The sequence below is a fragment of the Hymenobacter plasmatis genome (assembly GCF_020711255.1).
Classification (GTDB): domain Bacteria; phylum Bacteroidota; class Bacteroidia; order Cytophagales; family Hymenobacteraceae; genus Hymenobacter.
Genome location: NZ_JAJFAW010000014.1, coordinates 52154 through 74416 on the forward strand (window position 1 = coordinate 52154; position 22263 = coordinate 74416).

Sequence of the window (22263 nt, forward strand, 5' to 3'; positions counted from 1 at the left end):
CTCGGCTCCAGCGTGTGCCCTGCTTTATTTCAAAATCCCGCTAACCAGGCCGCGGCCTGGGGGTACTCTATAAGTTAGAATGACGCTGCCACCCTTTCTGCACTACGAAATTCTGGGCAATGCCCTGAGCCAATACTTACTTGCCGGGCTGATTTTGCTTGTGGGCGCCACGTTGCGGCGCTTGCTTTCGCGGCTATTGAGCAAGGTGCTGTTTCGCTTCACCAAGCGCTATACGGCCGGCGTGACGGAGGAGGAGATGCGCGAGCTGCTCATCCAGCCCCTGTCCATTCTGTTTCTGCTGCTCACGGTGTATGCCGCGTTTAGCGTGCTGCGCTACCCGCTGCCGCCCAATGCCGTGGTGGGCTACGAGCCCTGGCCCAAGGTGGCGCTGCTGCGCCTGTTCCTGTTGGGCTTTATTGCCACCGTTACCTGGGTGGTGCTTCGGCTGGTAGATTTTGCCCTGCTGGTGGTGCAGCGCCGCAACGAGCTGCGCGCAACTGCGGGCACTCAGCGGCTCGACAACCAGTTTCTTCCCTTTGCCAAAGACCTGCTCAAGGTCCTGATTATTATCATCGGCCTTTTGGTGGTGCTGGGGGAAGTGTTTGGCGTGAACGTAACGGCCCTGATTGGGGGCCTGGGCATTGGTGGGCTGGCAGTGGCCTTCGCCGCCAAGGAAAGCCTCGAAAACCTCATTGCCTCGTTCACCATCTTCCTCGACCAGCCCTTCGGCGTGGGCGACCTGGTGAAGGCCGGCGAAGTGAATGGTACGGTAGAAAAAATTGGATTCCGCAGCACCCGCCTGCGCACCGCCGAGAAAAGCTACCTCACCGTGCCCAACAAAAGCATGATTGACAAGCCCCTCGATAACCTTTCGCTGCGCACGTCGCGCCGGGTGGGCTTCACGCTCATTTTCGACCAAAAAACCACCAGTGCCCAGCTCCACGCCATCATCGCCGGGTCGTTGGAAGCCATGCAGGCCCACCCGCTGGTAACCCAGGAGGTGCAGATGAAATTCAACGCGCTGACCACCGTGGGCAAGGAAGTAACCGTGCAGTACTTCGTGGACACCACCAGCTACGATGAATACCTCGACGTGAAAGAAGACATTAACTACCGCCTGGTGGAAATGGTGGAGCAGCACGGCGGCGCCTTTGCCACCGCCCCAGACGCCGCCGCAGCCGTGGCCGCCAGGCCCTGATAGCTCAATTTCCGGCGCCATACTCCTAAAAAAGAAAAGGCCCTTCCGCTACGGAAGGGCCTTTTGCTTGGGTCTGAAAAGTGCCGGATTGGCCTAGCGACCACCCAGGAGCCCGCCGAGGAGCGAGCCCATGCCGCCGCCCCCGAGCAGGCTGCCCAGTCCGCCACCGCCGGCGCTGGCCGGCTGGGAGTTGGGCCGGCCGCCCAGGCCACCCAGGATAGACATCATCGAGCCCAGGCCGCCGCTGCCGATGGCCGAGCCTTGCTGCGGGATATTGGCAGCGCTATTACCGCCACCCAGGATGCCGCTCAGCATGCCGCCGCCCAACAGGCCACCCAGCATGCCGCCCAGGCCGCTGTGGGCCGCACCGCCCAGCAGGCCGCCCATGCTGCCGCCTAGCAGGCCACCGCCACTGCCTTGGTTGCCGTAGCCTTGGTTCTGGCTGCCGCCGCTCATCACGCGCGAAATGACCATGGGGGCCACCACGCCGAGCAGGCCGGTCATGAGGGCCGCTTTGGGAATGCCGGCGCTGGACAGCTTATCGCCGATGCGGCTGAAAAAGCCTTCCTTGGCCGGGTCCTGGGGGTCGTGGGCCACGGTAGCGGCTTGGTCCACCACGGTTTCGAGGGTTTGCTTTTGCTGTTGGTTGATGCCGAGGTACTCCGACATCTTGCTAATCATGGCTTCTTCGTCGTTAGCGTAAGCACCATCGGCCCGCGCGAAGCTGATGAGGTCGGTCACCAGTGAGAAGCGCAGGTCGCTGTTCTTCAAAACGTCGAGGTTCTGCTGAATGGTCTGGTTGGACGAGTCCTGGGCTGCGGCCAGCACTTGCTGGGTTGCGCCGCCCGACAGGCCCGCCTGCTGCGCCAGTGCCTGTAGAAACTGGGTTTCGGCGCCCGAAGCCTGGCGGTCGGCCGTGGCCAGGCTGGCAATTGCGCTCAGATAAGCGGTTTTCTCTTCTTCGGAGTAATTCTGCAGGAGTTGGGTATCCATGGGAAAGAAAGGTTGGTTGGAAAGAACTGTGGGAAGCTTAACGGTGCCGGCGCGAATACGTTGCTTGGGGACCGCGGGTCTAAAAACAGTTTTTTTTCGACCCCGTCTTTAACTTTTCTTTGCCTGAAAATGAAATTGTTGCTGCCTCAAAAGCCCCCGGCGCAGAAGATTCTGGCAGATTATTTCAGAAAATTGTTTGGCACTTCCAAAAACACCCCCCATCTTTGCAATCCCAAACGGAAACACCCACGGGGGATTAGCTCAGCTGGTTCAGAGCATCTGCCTTACAAGCAGAGGGTCGTAGGTTCGAACCCTACATCCCCCACTATTGAGAAACACCCACTTAGCTGCAAAGCCGAGTGGGTGTTTTGCTTTCGGTGCCCACCTTGGTTCATACAATTACACGCTGAGCTACCGGCAGAGAATTGGGCTACTGCACCGTGAGCCGCTGGCTGAGCGCGCCGCACCGCAGAATATAAATGCCCACCGGGAGCCCTGCCAATGGCAGCGCGGCTTCGGTCCCGGCGCTGGGGGCGGGCTGGGTGCGTACCACCCGGCCCAGGGCATCGTACACCTGCAGCGCCGCCGCGGGGGCCGGGTCCAGCAGCACCACTTGCACGGCGTCGTGAGCGGGGTTGGGGAATACTAACAGGCGGGCAGAAGCTGCCGCTTCAGTTGTAAGCGCCACGGTGCGTACCGGCGAATAGGTAGTGGTACCATCAAAGTCGACTTGGCGTAGGCGGTAATAGCTCGTGCCGGGTAGCGGCTGCAGGTCCACCACTTCGTAGTTGGTACGGCTTTGCGATTGGCCTGCTCCGGCTAAAATACGAAGGTCGCGGAACGTTTTCCCATCCGCTGACCGCTCTACTGCGAAGGTGGCACTGTTCTTTTCTGACGCCGTTATCCAGCGCAGCACAACCCGCTGCTGACGGGTGACTGCCGTAAACAAGATTAGCTCAACGGGCAGAGGCGGACAGTTCGGGCTGTTGCTGGAAACAAGCTGGTCGCAGGTTCGCTCGTTAGCATTGCCGCTGCTTGCGGGCGGGCACCCCACCGCGGCTATTCCCCGCGCACACACTATGGGGGTGGGCAGAATGGAGGAGCATTTCTGTGTGACCTGATTTAAGGCACCATCACCGCCGAACACACATCCCAGCGCAGTGACCCGGCCGTTGCCGCAAAGCCTGTTGTTGGCACTACCTCCCGACAGGTCAATGTTGCCGCGAATGGCCACGATGCCGTTGTCAAGAATACTTGAGTTGACTAGCACCAGGTTGCAGTTGGTGGCCAACGTGGCGCTTACGATGGAAGTAGAAGCTACCGTTATGGTCGCCTTATTCACTATTAATTGCTGTACATCCACGGTACTTCCAGGGGCGAGGGCCAGGCGGGTATCGTCTTGCGCTCCAGTGCCATCCCCTACGGTGAGCTGGCCATTGCCTACCAGCGAACCATTGCCCGAAACGGTGATGGAGCCACTCCGCGCCACAATGTAGTCTTGGTCCAGCGTAATGTTGAAGCCATCAATGATGATAATAGCATTTGTGTCTGATGTTGGATAGGTGCTAGTTCTGCAAGTTGAGCCATTCCCCGTTACGTCCCATATGGCGCTGAAAAAGCTACCGCTGCTTCTGGCTCTGTAAGTGCATTGGCCGAGAGCAGGTGAGTGAGCCAAAATGCTGAGTATAATTACCAGCAAGCAGAAGTGTAGTTTCCTGGCCATAGCGGTAAAGTATAAGCTGCTGTTTTTCAGAAGGCCATTGATGGGCTTTGAATTCCGTCAATAAATGTCCTGCGATGTCAAAAATTACTTAAGTTCAAAAAAAACATACGTTCTTCCATGGCTTTGTGTTCTGAAATAGGTGTAGATAAAACTTTAAATAATACTGTTGAGTATTGGGTGCGGAGCTGCTTTTAGGGCTGCTTGATGCTAGGGGTGGGCTGGTTAAGCGTTATTTAGGCTTAGCGGCAAAACCTATACACCCAGCAAAAAAAACGGTCGGTAAGTCAGCGAAAATCGCTGGCTTACCGACCGTCAGAGGCTTTCGTACCCAGTTATTTCGTAACCGTAATGCGCGTCGTTTGCACTTCGGAGCCCGTTACCAGGCGCACGATGTACAGGCCTTCCTCCAGGAGTTGAGCCTCAAACGGGATGTCGTACAGCCGGCCTGCTTCGGCCGTGCCTTCAGCCACATTTTGCACCAGGCTGCCCCGCACGTCGTACACTTTCAGCGAGTAGGCTTCGGTTTTGGCCCGCGAGAAGCTCAGGTGCGACTTGACCTGGAACGGGTTGGGGTAGGCCTGCAGCGTTTGCTGCATCGCCGGTTGTTGAGCTGGTTCGGAAACGACCACTGCGGCAGTTGATGTCGATGCAGCGGCTCCCTTCGTCACTTTAAACACGTCCTTGCTCGTGGCCGTACCATTGGCAGAGGTCACCCGGATTTTACCGGTTTTGGCCTTGTCTGGCACAATCACGGTGAGTTCCGTTGCGGTATTAGAGTTGGCCACAATCTGAGCCGGCTCGTGGTTAAACGTTACCCCGGTAGCACCTTCCAGGTTCAGGCCCACAATCCTTACCCGGGTTCCTGTGGGGCCAGAGCCCGGCGAGAAGGACGTAATAGTCGGAACATGGGTGGTAGTGGTAGTGACGATGAACCGGTCGTCGCTGCGGGCCTCGCCACCAGGTGTCGTCACGACAATCTTGCCGCTGCGAGCTCCGGCTGGCACGATAGCCACGATGGTGGTGCTGTTTACCACTTTGTAGTCCAGTGAAGGGTCCTGGCCGTTGAAGAAGTCAGCTGCCGTGGCCCCATAGAAACCAGTGCCTTTGATGGTCACTTCTGTACCCACGGGCCCGGAGAGCGGCTCAAAGGAAGTAATGGTAGGCGTAACCGTGAAGTCTGAGCTGGTGACAACTTCGCCAAACTTTGTGGTCAGGGAAATGCGACCCGTCGTAGCCTCTTCTGGCACAATGGCCTCTACCACCTGCTTCTTGCTGTCGAACGTGAAGGTAATAGCCGCTACGCCGTTGAAATGCACCGCCGTTACCCCTTCCAGGTTGGTTCCCTTAATGGTCACTTTGGTGCCCACTGGGCCTTTCGAGGGAGAGAAAGACGTAATTACCGGGAGGTTGGATACTTCCGTCACGGTAATGGTAATGTCCTTGCTCGTGGTGAGTTTGCCATCCGTCACCTGCACTTTGAAGGCGTAAGTACCCGGTCCCTGGGCCTCGGTCGGCGTCCAGGTGAAGACACCCGTAGTGGCGTTGATGGCGGCACCGGCAGGAGCCGTCACCAACGAGAACGTGAGGGCGTCGCCGTCGGCATCGCTGGCCTTCGCCATAAAGGTGTAGGGCGCCAATTCGGGAATGCTCACCGCGGCGGGTACGTTGCTCAGCTCAGGCGCCTGGTTGGCGGTAAGGATAACCGTAACCTGAGTTGAGCTGCTCAACACCGGCGTGCCGTTGTCGGCAGCTTTCACCGTCAGCACAAACTGGGGCGTAGTTCCCAGCACTAATGCTGCCGAGTTGGCCACTTTCAGGGTATTGCCCACCAACTGGAAAGCGCCATTGGTGTTGCCAGCAGTGATGCTATACGTCAGGGTCTGGCCAGCATCAGGGTCGGTGGCTTCTACCGTGCCCACCGTCTTGCCATTTGCGGCGCCTTCCGTTACAGTGAAGGTTTGCGCGTCAATTGCCGGTGCTTCATTTGCATTGGTCACCGTAATGGTGAAGGCCTTTTCAATCGAACCACTGGCAGCGTTTGTGGCGCGCACCCGGATGGAGTAGGAGCTTTTGGCCTCGTAGTCGAATACTGCGTTAGTTTTTAGCTCACTGCTGCTAATCTGGAATGCTGCGTTGTCGGTATCACCCGTGCCTGCAACCAAAGTATAAGTCACAATTTGCGGGATAATAGGCGTCGTGCTCAGGGTGCCGACAAGCGTGCCCTTGGGCTGATTTTCGGCCACATTGGCATTGCTGAGCGTGATGCCGGTAAGGCTCGGGGCGGCCGCGTTGACGGAGAGCGTGTAGGTGGCCGTGGCCGAGCAGGCGTCCTTGGCGGCGGTGACCGTGATGGTCACCGGGCTGGTGGTGGCCGCGGTGGGCGTGCCACTGATGGCGCCCGTGGCGGCATTCATCGTCAACCCGGCGGGCAGGTTCGTGGCCGAGAAGCTATAGCCAGTAGGGGTCGTGCTGATGGCCTGCGAGTAGGCCGAGCCGGCCGTGGCCGCGGACAGGACCGCGCCCGTGGCCGGGGTAAAGGCCACGGTGGGACAAGGCGGGGCGGCCGCGTTGACGGAGAGCGTGTAGGTGGCCGTGGCCGAGCAGGCGTCCTTGGCGGCGGTGACCGTGATGGTCACCGGGCTGGTGGTGGCCGCGGTGGGCGTGCCACTGATGGCGCCCGTGGCGGCATTCATCGTCAACCCGGCGGGCAGGTTCGTGGCCGAGAAGCTATAGCCAGTAGGGGTCGTGCTGATGGCCTGCGAGTAGGCCGAGCCGGCCGTGGCCGCGGACAGGACCGCGCCCGTGGCCGGGGTAAAGGCCACGGTGGGACAAGGCGGAGCAGTGGGTTCGCCGCAGTTAATGGCCATGCTTTGCAGCGTCGGCGTAGCCGTACCCCCAGTGCTGGTCAACTCGGCCCGGTACTGGATGTAGCGGGAGGTGCCGCCGACAGTTGCGCCGCTGGGCGTGATGGCCGTGAACGCCGTCCACGTGTTGTCGGGCGCGGCCGTGTTGCCCTGGCGCTGGAAGAGCTGCAGGTCGGTGCCGGCGGGCTGGTCGGCGGTCCAGGTGGCTTCTTTCCACGTCTTGCTGGCCCCGGCGTCGTAGATGCGCGAGGTGAAGGTGCCCGAGGCGGCGTAAGGCGTCAGGCGCACTTTATCCACGCTGAGCGAGGGCCCGCCGACGTTGTAGTCCGAGCCGCCCACGCGCATGGACGCGGTCAGCGCCACGTTGGCCGTTTGCACCAAAGCGCCGTCGACGTAGAATTCGATGCTGGCCGCTTTCCACTCGATGCGGTACGTGTGAGCCGAACCGATGAGCGCGCCGGGCAGGGGCAGGTCGGTTTGGGTGTTGTTGTTGTTGACCCGGGCCTTGAGGCCGGTGCTTGCGTCATTGCCGGTGCTGAACATGGCCCAGGTGGGCGCGCTGCTGAACATGCCCGCGTCGTCGCCGGCCCCAAAGCCGAAGTGCTGGAAGCCGGCGGCCCCGAACGTGGCGACGAACTCCAGGGAAGACCCCGGGCCAACAGTTGTGCCCACGGGCTCGGTGTTAAAGCGGGCGCCGTCCACGATGGCTTGCCCACCGGCGAAGGTGGTGCCGCCGCTGCCAGGAGTCCAGGAGAAGCTCTGCCACTCGGTAGCGGGTGGGGCGGCCGTGAATTCCTGGGCTACCTGCGGCTTCAGAATTACGCCTCCTGCAGCAGGTATATAGGTGCCCGTGCCGGTAGTGCCGTCAGTAAAGTTTGCCACGGTTTGGTCTTGGAAGCAAGCCGTAGCCGCCGCGCCGGCCGTCACGTTGAATGAGTGGGACACGGGCGCAGCGGCGGCGTACGTGGCGTCGCCGGCCTGGGTGGCCGTCACGGTGACGGTACCCGCGGTGCCGGCCAGCGTCAGGGTGCTGCCGCTGACCGTAGCCGGGCCGGTGGCCGAGTACGTCACGGGCAGCCCGGAAGAAGCGGTGGCCGCGAGCGTAATGGGGCCGGCGCTGGTCGTCACGTCGGGCAGGGCCGCGAACGTGATGGTTTGCGCGGTGCCCTGGGGTTGAGCTACCGTCACGGTAATGACCTCGTCGTCGCTGAGCACTGGGGAGCCGTTGTCGCTCACGCGCACCAGGAAGGAGAAGCTTCCGACCTGAGCAGCCGTCGGTGTCCAGCTGAAGGCGCCGGTGGTGGGGTCAATGGTGGCGTTCGCAGGTACGGTGCCGGCCGGCGTGGTGCCAGCGGCCGGCGTGCCGGCCAGGCTGAAAGCCAGCGTCTGGCCCTGGTCCCCGTCGGTGGCCGTGGCCGTAAAGGTCAGGGCTGTGCCCACGGTGGCGGTTTTATTGCCAATCGCAGCCAGCACAGGAGCCGCATTAGTGGCAGCAGTGGGCTGCACAGTCAGGGTTTGCAGGGGGCCCTGCTTCACGCAGCCTTTCGAGTCGGTAACGCTGGTCAGTGAGAACGTATTGCCGCCAGTGGCAGTGAATACGACATCCACCCAGTAGTTCGTCGCATTGAAAGATTGGTTTGGGAATGCAGTGCCAGTTTGGAACACGCCATTACCGCCATCCTCGCTCGACTGCAGAGCTTTCAAAGGCCCATTCGTAGTGCCAGTTGTGGCGAAGTAATTACTATTGACAGCATAGTTGCCGACTGGCGCATGGTAAGAGGCAATGTAAGTGGTATTGGCCACGATGGTTACCGGGCTCGAGAACAGGACTTCCTGCCAGCCTGAAGCCGTTTCGTTGGTGAACGTCGCCGTCGCCAGTAACACGCCTGCACTGCTCCACAAAGAGCCGGTGTGAGTACCGGTGTTCGTAGTACCCTTATAGAAGCGAACGCCTGTAATCTGGCCGGCCACCGTAGAACGGAATTTCACCCCGAGCTCAATTGAGCTATTATCATCGACGAAAGAAGCTATACTCGGAACGGTGCTGCTGCTCCAGATGCTGTTCGTGCCCGAAGTAGCGGCTTTTACGCCCGTATTGAAGGGCGTGCCGCTCGTCACGTTGGGGTAGTTTGTGCCGTTGATAACAAGGGCAAACGGGCCGGTGCCGGCCGTGGCCGTGAAGGTCAGGTTGATGTCCTGGCCAGCTTGCACGGCCCCACTGGCTGCCAGGGTACCGGCTGGGGCAGCGCCGGGCGTAACGGTGGCCGAGCTTAGGGAAGTACCTGTAGCGTTGCACGCGTTGGCGTCGGTGATGCTCGTGAGCACATAGTTCTGCGGGCCATTGGCTGCGTCATCTTTAAAGAGAACGTCGACCCAGTAGTTAGCTGCGGTGCCGCCATCGGGGAAGCCACCGCCGTACTTGTACACGCCGTTGGGGCCGTCGGTGCCGGATTGCAGCGCCGTAAGCGACCCGTTGGTAACGCCTGTGTTGGTAAAGAACCCGGCGCTGTAGGCAAAGCCGCCTCCCGTGGTTCCATCCCCGGGCGAAGTATAGGAAACGATGTAAGTCGTACCGGCCGTGATGGCAACTGGCGTTGAAAAATGAACTTCCTGCCAGCCTGAGGCCGTCTCGTTGGTGAACGTAGCAGTTGCTAGTTTGGCCCCGGCCGTCGTCCAGAGCGAACCGACATGCGTGCCCGTATGATTGGTGCCTTTAAAGAAACGCATACCGGTAACCGTTCCGCTTGTGGAGGCGCGGAATTTGGTGCCCACTTCAATGGTTTGGTGGGTGTCATGGGCATTAGGATTGTCGGGCGTGCCGGTAGCACCCCAAATGCTCACCTCGCCAGGGGTGAAGGTGGCAAACGTTTGGCCCACAGTTACATCGGAGTATGTAGTGCCATTTACTACCAGCTTGTAGGGCGACTGGCCCGTGGCGGCCGAAAGCTTGAGGGCTACCGGGCTGCCGGGGCACACCGTAGGCTCTACGGCGGCAATGGTGGCCGTGGGGGGCGTGCAGGTGGTCACGGCGCCATCGTAGGTGGCTACGTAGCTACCGGGCGTAGCGGGGAAGAAGGCATAGTCCATGCCTTTGATGCTTTCGGTGCGATAGGTGACGGGGGCGCCACCCACCGTGAGGCCGGTTAAGCGGCCGCCGGCAGCTACTATGGGCAGCATGCCCTGGAGGTTGAGCACGTTGTTGAATACCGACACCGAGAAGCTCAGCTTGTTGGCGTTCCAGGCCATGGCGCCAAACGAGGAGTTGTTACGGCCGTCGAGCCAGGTCAGCATCTGCTTGGCCGATACCACGGGAATCTGCCGTTGCTGGGCTGCCGCAATGATGGCGTTGGAGCCGTCGATGCTGGTTTGGTCAAAGTCGGTGTGCATGTTAGCTGTAAACACGCCATAGTACCCTTTGGAGCCGATGGCATTATCCAGCAGCGTGTTGATGTGCGTAGCGATGGTTATGCCTGATTCGTCGGTGAGCTGCGTGGTGGCCTGATACACGTCGATGAGCGAGCCGTCCAAATCCGCGAAGCGCATCGGGATGCCCGAGCCCGTAAACATGCCAGGCCGGTCTTTAACCCAGGCCTCTGGCCAGTAGTAGTAGTTGTCGTCGAGGCGGATGCCGTTTTCCAGCTCAATTTTGGGCTCACTGGCCCAGTCGCTCCACGCAATGCAGTGCGTGCGGTGAGTAACGGGCTTGGTGAGGCTGGGGAAATTAGCCGTCCACTGCCCCAGCTGGGTAGTGAAGTCATTCCGCAGGGACGTGGGCGTCCAGTTGTTACAGCCGGTGTTGAGGTGCAGACTGAGTTCAAAGCCTTGGGCTTCGTAGGCAGCGGCTTGCGCATCGGTGATGGGCGTGCCAGGGTAGATGTAGGACGTGCCGCGAACGGCCGTCCAGTCGGCAACGGCCTGGGCCGTATTAGAGGAGCTTTTGGTGATGAAAGAGTCGAATCTGTTCTTGGTGCCGCCGCTGCCGTGGTCGTCGCCACTCATCACTACGGCAGCTTTCAGGCCCTTGGGCAGATACCAAAACCGGGGCAGAGGCTTCTTGCTGCCCTGCTCCATGATGTTGGCCAGCAAGCGCTGCTGCTCGTCGGCCTGCGGAATGGCCACCTTGTTCATGTCAACCCAATCGGTGGAGATTGGGTCATTCGAGTGGAACATGTCGTCGGAACGGATGGGGTTGATTGCGCCGTCGCGCTTCTGCCCGGCCCATGCGGGGTTACCCTGGCGGGTGTACACAATGGAGCGGGCCAAATCGTAGGTGAAGGCAATGGCCTTGCCGCCGTTGGTGCCCACCGCCCGCTGCGTTACGGCTGGGTTGCTGGTGGCCGTGGTGGCGCTGGAGTAGAGCATGGCCAGGCTGGTGGTGCCGCTGTTCAGGGTATATAGGTCGGCTGTGCCATGAAACTGCATGGTTTCACCCACGATGCCCACGCCGGGCCCGCTGGCCGTATTCACCAGCAGGTACTTGTCGAGCAGGGTGCCGCCGGTGGCGGTAATGCCCAGCAGCGGAGCCAGCTGCGCATTGGGCTTGAGGGCAATGAGGGTTCCGCCGGCCGTTACCCAGTCGGTGAGCATGGTTACGTTGGCAGCCGACAAGGAGATGTCGCCCAGTATCACGACGTCATAGGAGCTTAAGGTCGTGTTGTCGACCTGCGAAATGTCTTTCGCGGCAAACTCATTGAAGCCTTCGGCCCGCAGAATCTCTATCGGGAAGCGACTGAACGGATTGGCCGAGGAGCTGATAACCAGAATGGGCCCACCGGGGCCCTCGTTGGGCGAGGGCAGGGGAGCAGGTGGTGGGGGCGGAGTGCCCTGGGTCGTGAACGACGACGTGAAGGTGGCCGCCAGCGCAATGCCTGCCAGGTCCTTGATGCGCGGGTCGGAAGCGCCGCCCTTCACCGAGATAGTGTAGGCCGTTGAATAGCTCAACGTGGCGGTGGGGTCGAGGGTGGCCGTGCGGCTGATGGCGTCGTAGGTGACGGTGGCCGCTACCGGCGAGGTGCCGTTCAGCAGCTGCACCGTGGTGCCAGATACGGTGGCCGGGTCCACCGCCTCGTCGAAGGTGACAGTGATGTTGGCCGTGGCCAAGGCAGACGCGGCATTGTTGGCCGGCGAAGTGGAGAGCACTGTTGGTGCGCTCGTATCGGGTCCCACGGCGGTGTCAAACACCACATCAACATAGTAATTGCTTGATTGGTAGCTGTCCGTGGGAAAGGCTGGGGTGCCGGTGACTTTGTACACGCCGTTGGGGCCGTTGGGGTCGGTGCTGGCCAAGCCGCGCAACGGACCGTTCACCACGGCCTGGGCAAAGCCCGTGTTATCGGCCGAGTAGTAGCCAGTGCTGCTGTGGTAGGAAATGACGTAGGTGGTGCCAGCCGTGATGGCCACTGGTTTGGTAAACGCTACTTGCTGCCAGCCCGTGGCGGTTTCATTGGTGAAAGTGGACTGCGCCAGCAGCGTGCCCGTGCTGTTGTAGAGCTGCCCGATGTGCGTGCCGGTGTTGCTGCTCTGCTTATAAAACCGTACTCCCGTAATGTAGCCGTTGGTGCTGGCCTGGAACTTCATGCCCAGTTGGATGGCACTGCCATTATCGCTATACGGGCCGCCGGTGGGCGCCACGGTGGGCTGAAATACCGTGCAGGGGCAGGCGCCCGTGCCTGTGCCCGTCCCGATGGAAACGCTCACCGAAACTGGCGCACTCATGTTGCCCGAGTCGTCGAAGGCGCGGCTCTGGATGGTGGCCGGGCCTTGGGTCGAAGGCGTCCAGGAATAGGTCCAGCTGGTGGTGCCGGTGGCGCGCTGCCACTTGGTGCCGCCGTCGGTGGATATTTCCACGCCGGCCACGGTATTGGCGTCGGAAGCCGTGCCCGAAACGGTAACGGCCTGGCCGCTGGGCAGGCTGGCCCCGCCAGTGGGGGCCGTGATGGCCACGGTGGGGGCCTGCGTGTCGGAAGAGGCCGAGGCGGCTGTCAGGCCGCTTTCCAGGGTGGCGGGCTGCACGCCCATGTCGGCAAACAGGTTCACGGTGGCCTGCTTCATATCCTTGTCGGGGGCAGCGCTGCCGCGGTCGTGGTGGCTGTCGAGGCCCCATGACCATTGCACGGTGCCGGCCCCAAACACCAATGCCCCGCTACTGTGCTTGTAGAGGGAAAGTTGGTGGGTGGCACCACCCAAAGAAGTTTGCGAAAGCAGGATTTGGCCCGCGGGATAGCTGTCCTTGAACGCGTCCTGCCGGGGGTCCCACTCGTAGCCCAGGGTGCCATCGGTGAAGGTGGCGGCGCCGCTGGTTAAGCTGGCCACGCTGGTGTTGCGCCAAAAGCGCAGATTCTTATAGCTGGCCGGCACCGTGATGGCGCCTTGGGCATTGGTCCAGCTGATTTGACCGCTCAGCTCATTTTCCGGACGGCACCCGTCTGCCGTGGAAAAATTGCAGCCAGAGCGCCACAGGCCCGTCCACGTCGTGCTGATGGGGTCGCACTTGCCGCCGCAGGTGTCATCGCCCTCTGTGCCTTCCTTGTAGCATACCAGGGTTCGGTGGCTGTCTTCCCAGCGGGTTTTCCAGTAGATTTCGTTGCCGCTGAAAAAAGCCACGTGCTTGCCGGCGTTGCGGGCGGCGGTCACGTTAGCCCGGGCCGTGCCCGACCAGTACTCGTCGTGGCCCACCGACATAAATACCTTGTGGCTCGTGAGCAGGTTGCCGCGCCGGTCCGTGTCCACGTCGGTGCTGTAGCTCACGTTGTAGCCGTTGGCTTCGAGCCAGCGAATCATGGGGTATTCGGCGTTGAAGAGCCAGTCTTCGGAAGCACCGCCGCCCCCACCACCATTGCGGGTGATGAAGGGCCGGTTGTAGCTCACCTTGTACGCGTGGTCGCCCGAGACGGCTGCGTAGAGGCTCTTGCCATTGGTGCTGTTATCGCCGTAAATGTTGTAGGCTTGCCAGGTTGCGTCCGAGGTCTGAAAGAGCAGGTCGGAGTTGCCGGTATCATCCCGCACAATGAAGACAATGTGGCTGGAGCCGCCATTATCAGAGCGGGTGAGCTTGGCGATGTATACGCCCGAAACGGCATCTGTAGGAATTTGCCAGTTGGCCGACTCGCTCCAGTTGCCGCAATCCAGCAAGCCCGTAGTGGGGTCAACTTGGCAGGGGAGTTGCGTCTGAGGCAAGGTAGCCGTGACGGTAGCATCGCCCTGGTACCGAGCACCGTTGCCTCTGTAGTAGCCCAAGCGGTAAATCTTGATGCTATAGCCCGAGGCATTGGTTTTAATTTTGAAGCTGGCCGCCTGGCCTTTGTTGTAGCTGATATCAGTGGCAAATCCCTGAATCGACAAGTCGCCGGCCCCGCTAATCTGCCATTCCGATTCCGGGTTGCCAGCCATGGCATTCTCGGTTACGATGGCGTTCTGGGCCCAACTGGTAGAGAAAGTAGCGCTTAGTACCAGGGCAAACAGCGCCCGGAAGGCCAGCGGGCTGTGCTGTAACCGACGCTTGGGAGTAAGATTTTTGCTAATGTAGAGTCTGAGTAGCTGTATGAAAATTGAAAATCGAAAGGCAGAAAAGCCTTGACAATGAATGGGTACTCTTATAGCTGTTTCCATAATTATGATAGATTAAGGTTAAGAGGCATAATGGCTGGCGATTGGGTGGGGCAATAGCTGGGAGATGAGCATAGCGGTGAGTGTTAAGTGATGAATTACAGAGTGTTTAATGCTGTGGACGCAAGAGGCCACCGGCCTTCCCCGTGAGAGGAGGCATTCTGAGAGCCCGTGGTGTTGCGCAATGGAGCGGGGAATAAACTAGGCAGGACCCTGACAATCAGGGCAAAAAGCTGATAGGGTGCTCCAGAATATTGGGTAGAAAACCAGAGTACTTGTTGTGAATAATGGCGGCTATAAGTTGCTTGTGTGGTAAAATTGTAACTATTTAATGGTAAGTCAATATTGACGAGTTTTGGAATTAATGTTTTTACGTATTAAACTTTAGCCTTTACGTATTAATTTTTGGTGGCAAAGTACAAATACTGCTAGGTGCTATAGAATCGGCAATATAATTGTGCTATCAACTCTTTATACGTTATATACTTTTGATTACAAGTACTTTACAAGAAAAAATAGGCGATTTTGATTCTTTTTAAAGACATTGATTTCGCATTCGAATGGCACGAGCATGGCTAATCGGGAGTTAGGCGGGCATTTCCCCGAAGCTGGTTTGTCAAGCTTGGGAAAGGCCCTGGGGAAGTAGCATCGGCTGAGATGCAAAATGTGGCCCAGCTAAGAAAGTCGGCAAAGGCCACAAGCGAACTTCTCAAATGCCTGAGATAAGGGCGGCTATCAAGGCGCCGGCAAGCCAGCACAGTTGAGGCTAGTGCCTGCCACCAACAATTGAGCTGAAGGCTTCCTACTAAATATATACGAATAATGTGGGCATGATGAGGCTTTCGAGCCGTGGAAAGTAGTCGTGCAGAAGTAACCGCATAGTAAAAAGGCGGTCATGCTGAGCTTGTCGAAGCATCTCTACTGCTTCGTCCGAGCCATTCAACGAAGCGGGAGAGACGCTTCGGCTCCGCTCAGCATGACGTTCATTTGAATACGCTTACTTCTGCGTGGGTACTTACCAGTGCGATACCGGGTGAAACCAAGCAAATCCTTATCTGATAAAAATCGGAAGGGGTATGCTTATTTTTCAAAAAAATGTCACTATGTTTATAAGAAAAACAACTATGCCATGAGCGACTTCTTTCCATTTTATTCAAGTATACCGGAGAAGGACGGGCGGCGGCTATACCATACGCACCCCCGCTGCCGGATTGCGCAGCGCATTTCGATGGCCTACCGCGTGGCTGGCACCGGCGATGAGCGGCAGCAATGTCCATTCTGTTACCTGTTTGGTCAGTTTGAAATGAACAAGGACTTTCGGGGCCCGCTCCCGCCGGGTTCTTCGCGTGGGGCACCGCGGGGCCAGGAAACGGGGGCAACATCTGCCTCGCAGTCGTAGTAGTACCCACCCGGCGAGCCGGCGGCTGGTACCGCAGTTGGGACGGCTAACCGGGCAAGCAGATGATGAACTCGGTGAATTCGCCTTCCTGTGATTCCACGGTGAGGGTACCCCCGTGGCTTTGGGTTACGATGTCGTGCGAGAGGGAAAGGCCCAGGCCCGTGCCCTCGTGGGTGGGCTTGGTGGTGAAAAACGGCTGAAACACCTTCTCCTTCACGGCCTCCGGGATGCCGGTCCCGTTATCGCGCACCCGAATTTCGACGTACCCCGTGGGCAGCTGGCGGGTGCTGACGCTGACTTCGCCCACATAGCCGGCTTCGCCCAATTTCTGGCGCTGCTGCACGGCATAAAACGCATTGGTGAATAAGTTGAGCAGCACCCGGCCCAAATCGGATGCTACGGCGGGCACCGGGCGCAGGTTGGGGGCCAGATGCTTGGTGCGGGCCGCATGAAAAGACGGGTCTTTGGCGCGCAGGCCTTGGTAGGCCAGGCGCAGGTACTCCTCGGTGAGCTGGTTGAGGTTGGTGGGGGCGAGGGGGGCGCTGCCGTTGCGCGAGCGGGCCAGCATGCCGGAAATGATGGACGTGGCGCGCTGGCCGTGCTCGCTGATTTCGCGCAGGTTCTGCTTGAGGCCGGCCAGCAGAATGCCCTGGCTGTGGTCGGGGGTGGGGCGGTGGGGGCTGCCGTCGGCCATGTCATCCACGAGCAGGGCACTCACATCGGCGAAGTTTTTTACGAAGGCCAGCGGGTTTTGCAGCTCGTGGGCGATGCCCGCGGTTAGCTCGCCCAGAAAGGCCATTTTCTCGCTTTGCACCAGCTGGGCCTGGGTGGCCTGCAGCTGCTCCAGGGTGCTGCTCAGCTCGTCGCGCTGGTGGGCAATCTGGGCGTTTTGGGCGTTGAGCTGCTGGTTGGCGCGCTGCTTGTGCCGGTTGTTGAGCCAGAGCAGCAGCAGGGCCGGCAGGGTACTGGCCAACGCGGCCAGCAGCCAATGGTAGCGGCGCTCGGCGGCGGCTTCGGCGGCCTGGTCGGCGAGCTCCTGCTGGCGCAGCCGCTCGCTCACGTCCAGCGCCTGCACCTGGGCCATCTTGGTGCGGCTGAACAGGCTGTCGCGCGTGGTGCTGGCCAGCGTGAGGTAGCGAAACGCGGCGGCGCTGTCGCGCCGGGCGGCATACGCCGAAGCCAGAAACTGGCTGGCTTCCAGAATTCCCTTGGGGTATTGGCCCAACTGCCCCGCGGCCAGCGCCTGCCGCCCGGAATAGAGCGCCGAATCGGACGTGGGGCCGTGCTGGCGTTGGTAGAGCCGGGCCTGGCCCAGGTAGGCCCGGCAGAGCGCAAACGTGATGCGCTGGCCGGTGGCCCGCGCAATGCTGCTGCGGTAGTAGCGCTGGGCCAGCTGGGGCCGGCCCAGGCCGGAGTAGATGTTGCCGAGCATGGCCGCATCGCCCACTTCGCTGGTCAGGTCGTGCTGGTTCAGGTCCAGCGCATATCCTTTTTGGGAGTAGAGCAGGGCCGAGTCGAGGCGGTTGAGCTGCACGTACACGTTGCCGATGTTGCCCATCACGCGGGTGAGCAGCTTCACGTTTTGGCTTTTTTCGGCCACTGTTTTGGCCCGAAACAGGTAGGCCAGGGCGGTGCGGCTGTTGCCCTGCTCCCAGTTGAGGTAGCCCAACGCGTTGGTGGCGCGCCCGATTAGCTCCGGGTCGTGCAGGGCCTCGGCCATGCGCAGGCCTTGCAGCCCCACTTGCAGCGCGGCGGGGTAGTTGCCGGCTTCCCGAAAGCCGGAGCCCAGCCGTACCAGCGCCCAGGCCTCGCCCCGCGGAAACTGCAGTTTCTGGGCGAGCTGCAGGGCCTGCTGGCCGTAGTAAATGGTGGACAGCGGCGCCGTTTGGGTGTGCTCGTAGGCCAGCTGGGCCAGCAACAGCACCCGGGCCGAATCGGGCGGCGCCGTGGCCAGCAGCCGTTGTAAGCTGTCTATCCGGGCATCGTGCTGGGGCGCCGGAAATAAGGATTCCGGGCCAGCCCACCACAGCAACAGCAGCAAAAAGATGTTCATGACAGGAAAAGAAGTTCTATCTGAAAAGCAGAAGCTCTATCCGGGTGAAGAAGAACGAAACACGGATGGGCAGCCTGGGGCACTTTCCATCGTGCCGGGCCGAGGCATCAGTAGCTCAACAGTACTGTTTCCTGTAAGGAAGCTCTGCTTTTAGCTCAAAAACTTACAGCGGAGCGGTGCGCAGAACTCTGCTACTGTTCAGGTAATTGCCATGGATAAGGAAATAAGATTGTCTAATATAGCGAGCGAAGCTCCTTGGTAATGCGCTGGCTTAGGATTATTTGCCCGGTAGGCCAACGGCCTGCGGCAGGAGCCTTAAGCTCAACCGCGGCCGCGGGTGTAGGAGGGGCTTTATACCAACTCCGCGTCGCACATCGCAAACGCTTTCGCCTTCCCGCTGCTGGCTGCAGTTGAGCTAAAGTCAGCTCAATAAGTACTGGTTGGCATTGCCAGTCAGGGTGTTGGTGTTGGTTTTGTGCCGTTGGTACGGTGCTGCTTGCGTGCCACGGCAGTGCCTTGCGGAGCGGACGCTGCCTTAAGCGGGCTGGCGGGTGTTTCTTTGCGGCCTTTCCGGGCTGTTCCCGCCGTTCTGTTGTTGGGAAGCTTTGCTCACTTGTTCGCGTCCTTCCCATGCCGCTAGTCAAAGTTATTGATGCCCGCCAAGCGCGGCTATTTCATGACCTTCCCGCCCGTCTGCACCGCAGGCAGCCGGTCTACATCGGGCCGTTGGCCGCCGAGGTCGAAGCCGTGTTTGACCCAATTAAGAATCTGAATTTTGCGCATGGCGAGGCCATCCGGTGGGTGCTGACGGACGACGCGGGCCAGGTGATTGGCCGGCTGGCTGCGTTTCTGAACCGCGACATGCCCGCCGTGGCCGATGCCGACCTGCCCACGGGTGGCCTGGGCTTCTTTGAGTGCATCAACGACCAGGCGGCGGCCAACACGCTGTTTGACGCCGGCCGGGAGTGGCTGGCGGCGCGCGGCATGCAGGCCATGGACGGCCCCATCAACTTTGGCGAGCGGGACCGGTTTTGGGGCCTGCTCGTGGATGGCTTTGAGCTGGAGCCCAACTACGGCATGTTTTGGCACCCGCCGTATTACCAGCAGCTGTTCGAAGGCTACGGCTTCCAGCTGTATTTCAAGCAGTACACCTGTTGGCGCGACGTAGATATGCCCTTGCACCCCAGCTTCGCGAAGCGGGCCGAGGCCTTCGCGGCCGAGCAGCCCGCCTACCAGTTTCGCCACGCCCTGAAGCGCGACCCCGAGCGCATGGCCCGCGACTTCCACCACGTATACAATCTGGCCTGGGCCAACCACTCCGGCGTGCCGGAAATGAGCCTGGACAAGGCCCGTCAGCTGGTGCAGCAAATGCGCCCGGTGCTCGACGAGCGGCTGCTCTGGTTTGCGTACCACCACGACGAGCCGGTGGCCTTCTTCCTGAGTTTGCCCGAGCTCAACCAGATTCTGAAGCATGTAGGGCCGCGCCTCGACCTCGTGGGCAAGCTGCGTTTCCTGTGGGAACGGTGGCGCTACCAGCGTCGCCGACCGAAGAAGATGTTCGGGGTTATTTATGGTGTGGTGCCCGCCCACCAAGGCAAAAACGTGGACGCAGTGATGCTGGTGCACGCCCAAAAAGCCTTCCAGGTGGCCGGCTACACCGACATCGAAATGAACTGGATTGGCGATTTCAACCCCCGCATGCTGGCCACCACGCGCTCCATCGGCGCCAAGATTTGCAAAACGCACATCACCTACCGCAAGCTGTTCGATGAAAGCCGGCCGTTTGAGCGCTGCCCGATAATTCGGTGATGAAAATTGGGCTGAGATAGCAGAACAGCAAGCTCCCCTCCTTGGTAAGGAGGGGATGTTTTCGCGCAGCGAAAACGGGGGTGGTTGAATCGTTGAACGATTCCATGCCGAGTCGTTCTTGCATCGTTCAACGGCTCAACCACCCCCGTCCGAGCCGTTGGCTCGAACATCCCCTCCTTGGTAAGGAGGGGAGTTGGTTGTTCTGCTAATATACTTTCTAACTTCTCTCTAGAATGGGTACCCGATGGCCAGGTTGAGGCGGCCGGCGGTGCTGGTGGGCGTGCCGTAGGGCGCCACCAGCGGAATGGCGTAGTCGAAGCGGATGACGAAGTACTGCACGTCGATGCGCAGGCCCACGCCAGCGCCCACGGCCATCTGGCTCAAGAAGCTGCTGGCTTTGAACTCCCCGCCGGGGCGGTCGGGGTCGGAGTTCATGAGCCAGATGTTGCCGGCATCGACGAATACGGCGCCTTTGAGGTAGGGCACTAGGTCCTGGCGGTATTCGAGGTTGCCTTCGAGGCGCAGGTCACCCACCTGGTCGTAGTAGCTGATGACTTGGTCCGTGGTCAGAGCCGGCTTATAAGTGCCGGGCCCCAGCTCGCGGGGCGCAAAGGCCCGGATGGAGTTGGGCCCCCCAATGCCGTACTGGCGCAGGTAAGGCAGGGAGCGGGAGTTGCCGTAGGGCAGCCCGATGCCGGCTTGCAGGCGGGCCACAATGCGGTTGCCGGAGGTGGGATTGGCCGAGATGCGGTAGTACTCGCGCAGCTCCAAATCGAACTTGGTGTACTGCGAAAAAGGCTGGCTGAACAGCGTGTAGCGGCCTTTGTCGTCTTTGCTCGACCCGAAAGCTCCGCTGAGGGCTCCGGCCACGTTGCCGCTCACCTCGGCCATGCCCTGGAAGAAGATTTGCTGGCGGCGCTGCTCCAGCACCTGCTGGTTGTAGGTGTAGCGGTAGCTGCTGCCCAGGATAAACTGCTGCTCAAAGGAGTTGCGCAGAAACGGCCGTTTAGTCAGAATGCTGTCGAACACGGGCGTGGTCGAAACCAAGCTGTACTCAATGTCAATCGGGCGGAGCTCCTGCTCGTTGGTAATCTTCGTTTTCCAGCTGTAGCCGTAGTTGAAATTGAAGTTGGAGGTACTGAAAAAGCCCGTGCGGGTGATGTAGCGCACGCCGGCCCCAAACGTGGTGTGCGGCTGGAAGTCGGAGTTGGTGAGGGTAATGTCGAGCAGCGGCAGGTCGGGGGAGAGGATGCGCGGCACTACCAGCTGGGCATTGATACCGAACTCCGTCGAGGTCAGCCCGGAATTGTTGCGCGATTCGGCACCGGTTGGGGCACGGGTCTGGGTTTCGGCAATGGCAGTGGCGTTGATGAGCAATTGCTCGCCGCCGCGCAGGGCCGAGCGGTTGCGGTACGACAGCGTAAGGCCCGGCCCCGTGAAGCCCGTGTTTTTGGTCACCATCTGCAGGTCGGCGCGCAGGCTTTGCTTCTTGAGCTGGCTCATCAGCACGTCGGCGTCGAGGCGGGCGCGGCCGGCCGAGTCGCCCGCAGCGGCCGGCTTCAGGCGGATTTCCACAAACTTGAACACGTTCAAGCTCATCAGGCGGCTGATGGTCTGGTCGCGGCGCTTGCGCCGGTACAGGCTGTCCGGGTACAGAAAGGCGGCGTTGGTAATGGCCTTGGCCTTAAACACCTTCTCGTCGGGGTAGTACTCGTAGCCGCGGTACCGTATCGGCTCGCGCCGGGTGGTGTCGGTGAGCACGTAGTTGGTGTTCAGCTTTATCACATCCAGCCAGTAGGGGCGGGTGGCCCGGGCGGGGGCAGTGCTTTTCACGCGCAGGTACACGTTCACCTTGTTGTTGAGGGTGCTGTCGACCTGGAACAGCAGAAAATCAGGCGTGAAGTAAAAGTAGCCCTGGTTTTTCAGGGCATTGTCGATGCGCACCCGCTCGGCGGTGAAGGTGTTCAGGTTGTAGGCATCGCCGGCTTTGAGTAGCGTGCCGGGCTGCGTGCCCCGAATGGCGGCGTCCACCAGCGTGTCGCGCTCCGGAAAGTGGATTTCCTGAATGGTGTACACCTTGCCCACCGTGGCCGTGTAGTCAACCTGAGCCGTTTTTTCCTGGGTTTTCACCTCATGGCTCACGCCTGCCTTGAAGAAGCCGTTGTTGTACAGCCGGTTGGTCATTAGGCCCTCGGTGGCGCTGATTTTCACGTCCTTCAGCAGCACCGGTGGCTCGCCGAACTTGTCGGCCAGGAAGTGGCCCAACCCCTTGGTCTTGCCCTGGCCCAGGCCCCAGAAGTACAGCTTGGGCCGCAGCCCCAGAATGGAGCCGTTGGGCTTGGGCCGAACCACGGACTCCAGCTCGGTTTGCAGCGCCGCTTGGTTGGTGATTTTCTCCGGCGTCTTGATGGTGACTTTGCTGCCGGTGTACAGTTTCTGGCCTTCGGGAATGAAGCGCAGGCCCGAGCAGCCCGACAGAATGAGGAAGGAGGAAAGAAGAACGAAGAATGTAAACTGAGGCTTCCAGGCCCTCCAGCCCCCTGGCAGCTGGTGCTGCGGCAGCATGCGCCAGCCGCCGCGTAGCAAAGTCCGCATGGTGTTAAAAAGTCGGTGATAATG

The 22263-nt window shown here is 60.3% G+C and carries 7 protein-coding genes and 1 tRNA gene; 3 read left to right on the plus strand and 5 right to left on the minus strand.

The window, feature by feature from the left end:
- Positions 1 to 79 precede the first annotated feature (79 nt).
- Positions 80 to 1198: a mechanosensitive ion channel family protein gene (locus LJ738_RS11675; protein WP_227786493.1), complete on the plus strand. Its 1119-nt coding sequence runs from the start codon at positions 80 to 82 to the stop codon at positions 1196 to 1198.
- A gap of 93 nt (positions 1199 to 1291) precedes the next feature.
- Here the strand turns inward: LJ738_RS11675 and LJ738_RS11680 are convergent, their stop codons facing one another.
- Positions 1292 to 2191: a TerB family tellurite resistance protein gene (locus LJ738_RS11680; protein ID WP_227786494.1), complete on the minus strand. Its 900-nt coding sequence runs from the start codon at positions 2189 to 2191 to the stop codon at positions 1292 to 1294.
- Between the two features lie 250 nt (positions 2192 to 2441).
- Between LJ738_RS11680 and LJ738_RS11685 the strand changes: the two genes are divergently transcribed.
- Positions 2442 to 2516, plus strand: a tRNA-Val gene (locus tag LJ738_RS11685).
- Between the two features lie 105 nt (positions 2517 to 2621).
- On the opposite strand, the gene LJ738_RS11690 is transcribed toward LJ738_RS11685, so the two are convergent.
- From LJ738_RS11690 to LJ738_RS11700, 3 genes are all read right to left on the minus strand, one after another.
- Entirely contained in the window at positions 2622 to 3680 is a 1059-nt protein-coding gene (locus LJ738_RS11690; protein WP_227786495.1) for a T9SS type A sorting domain-containing protein, read from the minus strand.
- Positions 3681 to 4246: 566 nt separating this feature from the next.
- Complete coding sequence (locus LJ738_RS11695; RefSeq protein ID WP_227786496.1) at positions 4247 to 14167, minus strand: DUF4082 domain-containing protein; 9921 nt, start codon at positions 14165 to 14167, stop codon at positions 4247 to 4249.
- 1661 nt (positions 14168 to 15828) lie between these two features.
- Positions 15829 to 17835: a tetratricopeptide repeat-containing sensor histidine kinase gene (locus tag LJ738_RS11700; RefSeq protein WP_227786497.1), complete on the minus strand. Its 2007-nt coding sequence runs from the start codon at positions 17833 to 17835 to the stop codon at positions 15829 to 15831.
- Positions 17836 to 18465: 630 nt separating this feature from the next.
- Here LJ738_RS11700 and LJ738_RS11705 point away from each other — a divergent pair.
- Complete coding sequence (locus LJ738_RS11705; RefSeq protein WP_227786498.1) at positions 18466 to 19644, plus strand: hypothetical protein; 1179 nt, start codon at positions 18466 to 18468, stop codon at positions 19642 to 19644.
- Positions 19645 to 19872: 228 nt separating this feature from the next.
- Here LJ738_RS11705 and tamL read toward each other — a convergent pair whose 3' ends face one another.
- Positions 19873 to 22239 (minus strand): translocation and assembly module lipoprotein TamL, encoded by a 2367-nt coding sequence (tamL, locus tag LJ738_RS11710; RefSeq protein WP_227786499.1) that lies wholly within the window; start codon positions 22237 to 22239, stop codon positions 19873 to 19875.
- Positions 22240 to 22263: the final 24 nt, after the last annotated feature.

Coding starts and splice junctions, on each gene's coding strand:
- LJ738_RS11680 (WP_227786494.1), bottom strand. CDS start 2,191: ATGGATACCCAACTCCTGCAGAATTACTCCGAAGAAGAGAAAACCGCT.
- LJ738_RS11675 (WP_227786493.1), top strand. CDS start 80: ATGACGCTGCCACCCTTTCTGCACTACGAAATTCTGGGCAATGCCCTG.
- LJ738_RS11700 (WP_227786497.1), bottom strand. CDS start 17,835: ATGAACATCTTTTTGCTGCTGTTGCTGTGGTGGGCTGGCCCGGAATCC.
- tamL (WP_227786499.1), bottom strand. CDS start 22,239: ATGCGGACTTTGCTACGCGGCGGCTGGCGCATGCTGCCGCAGCACCAG.
- LJ738_RS11705 (WP_227786498.1), top strand. CDS start 18,466: ATGCCGCTAGTCAAAGTTATTGATGCCCGCCAAGCGCGGCTATTTCAT.
- LJ738_RS11695 (WP_227786496.1), bottom strand. CDS start 14,167: ATGGCTGGCAACCCGGAATCGGAATGGCAGATTAGCGGGGCCGGCGAC.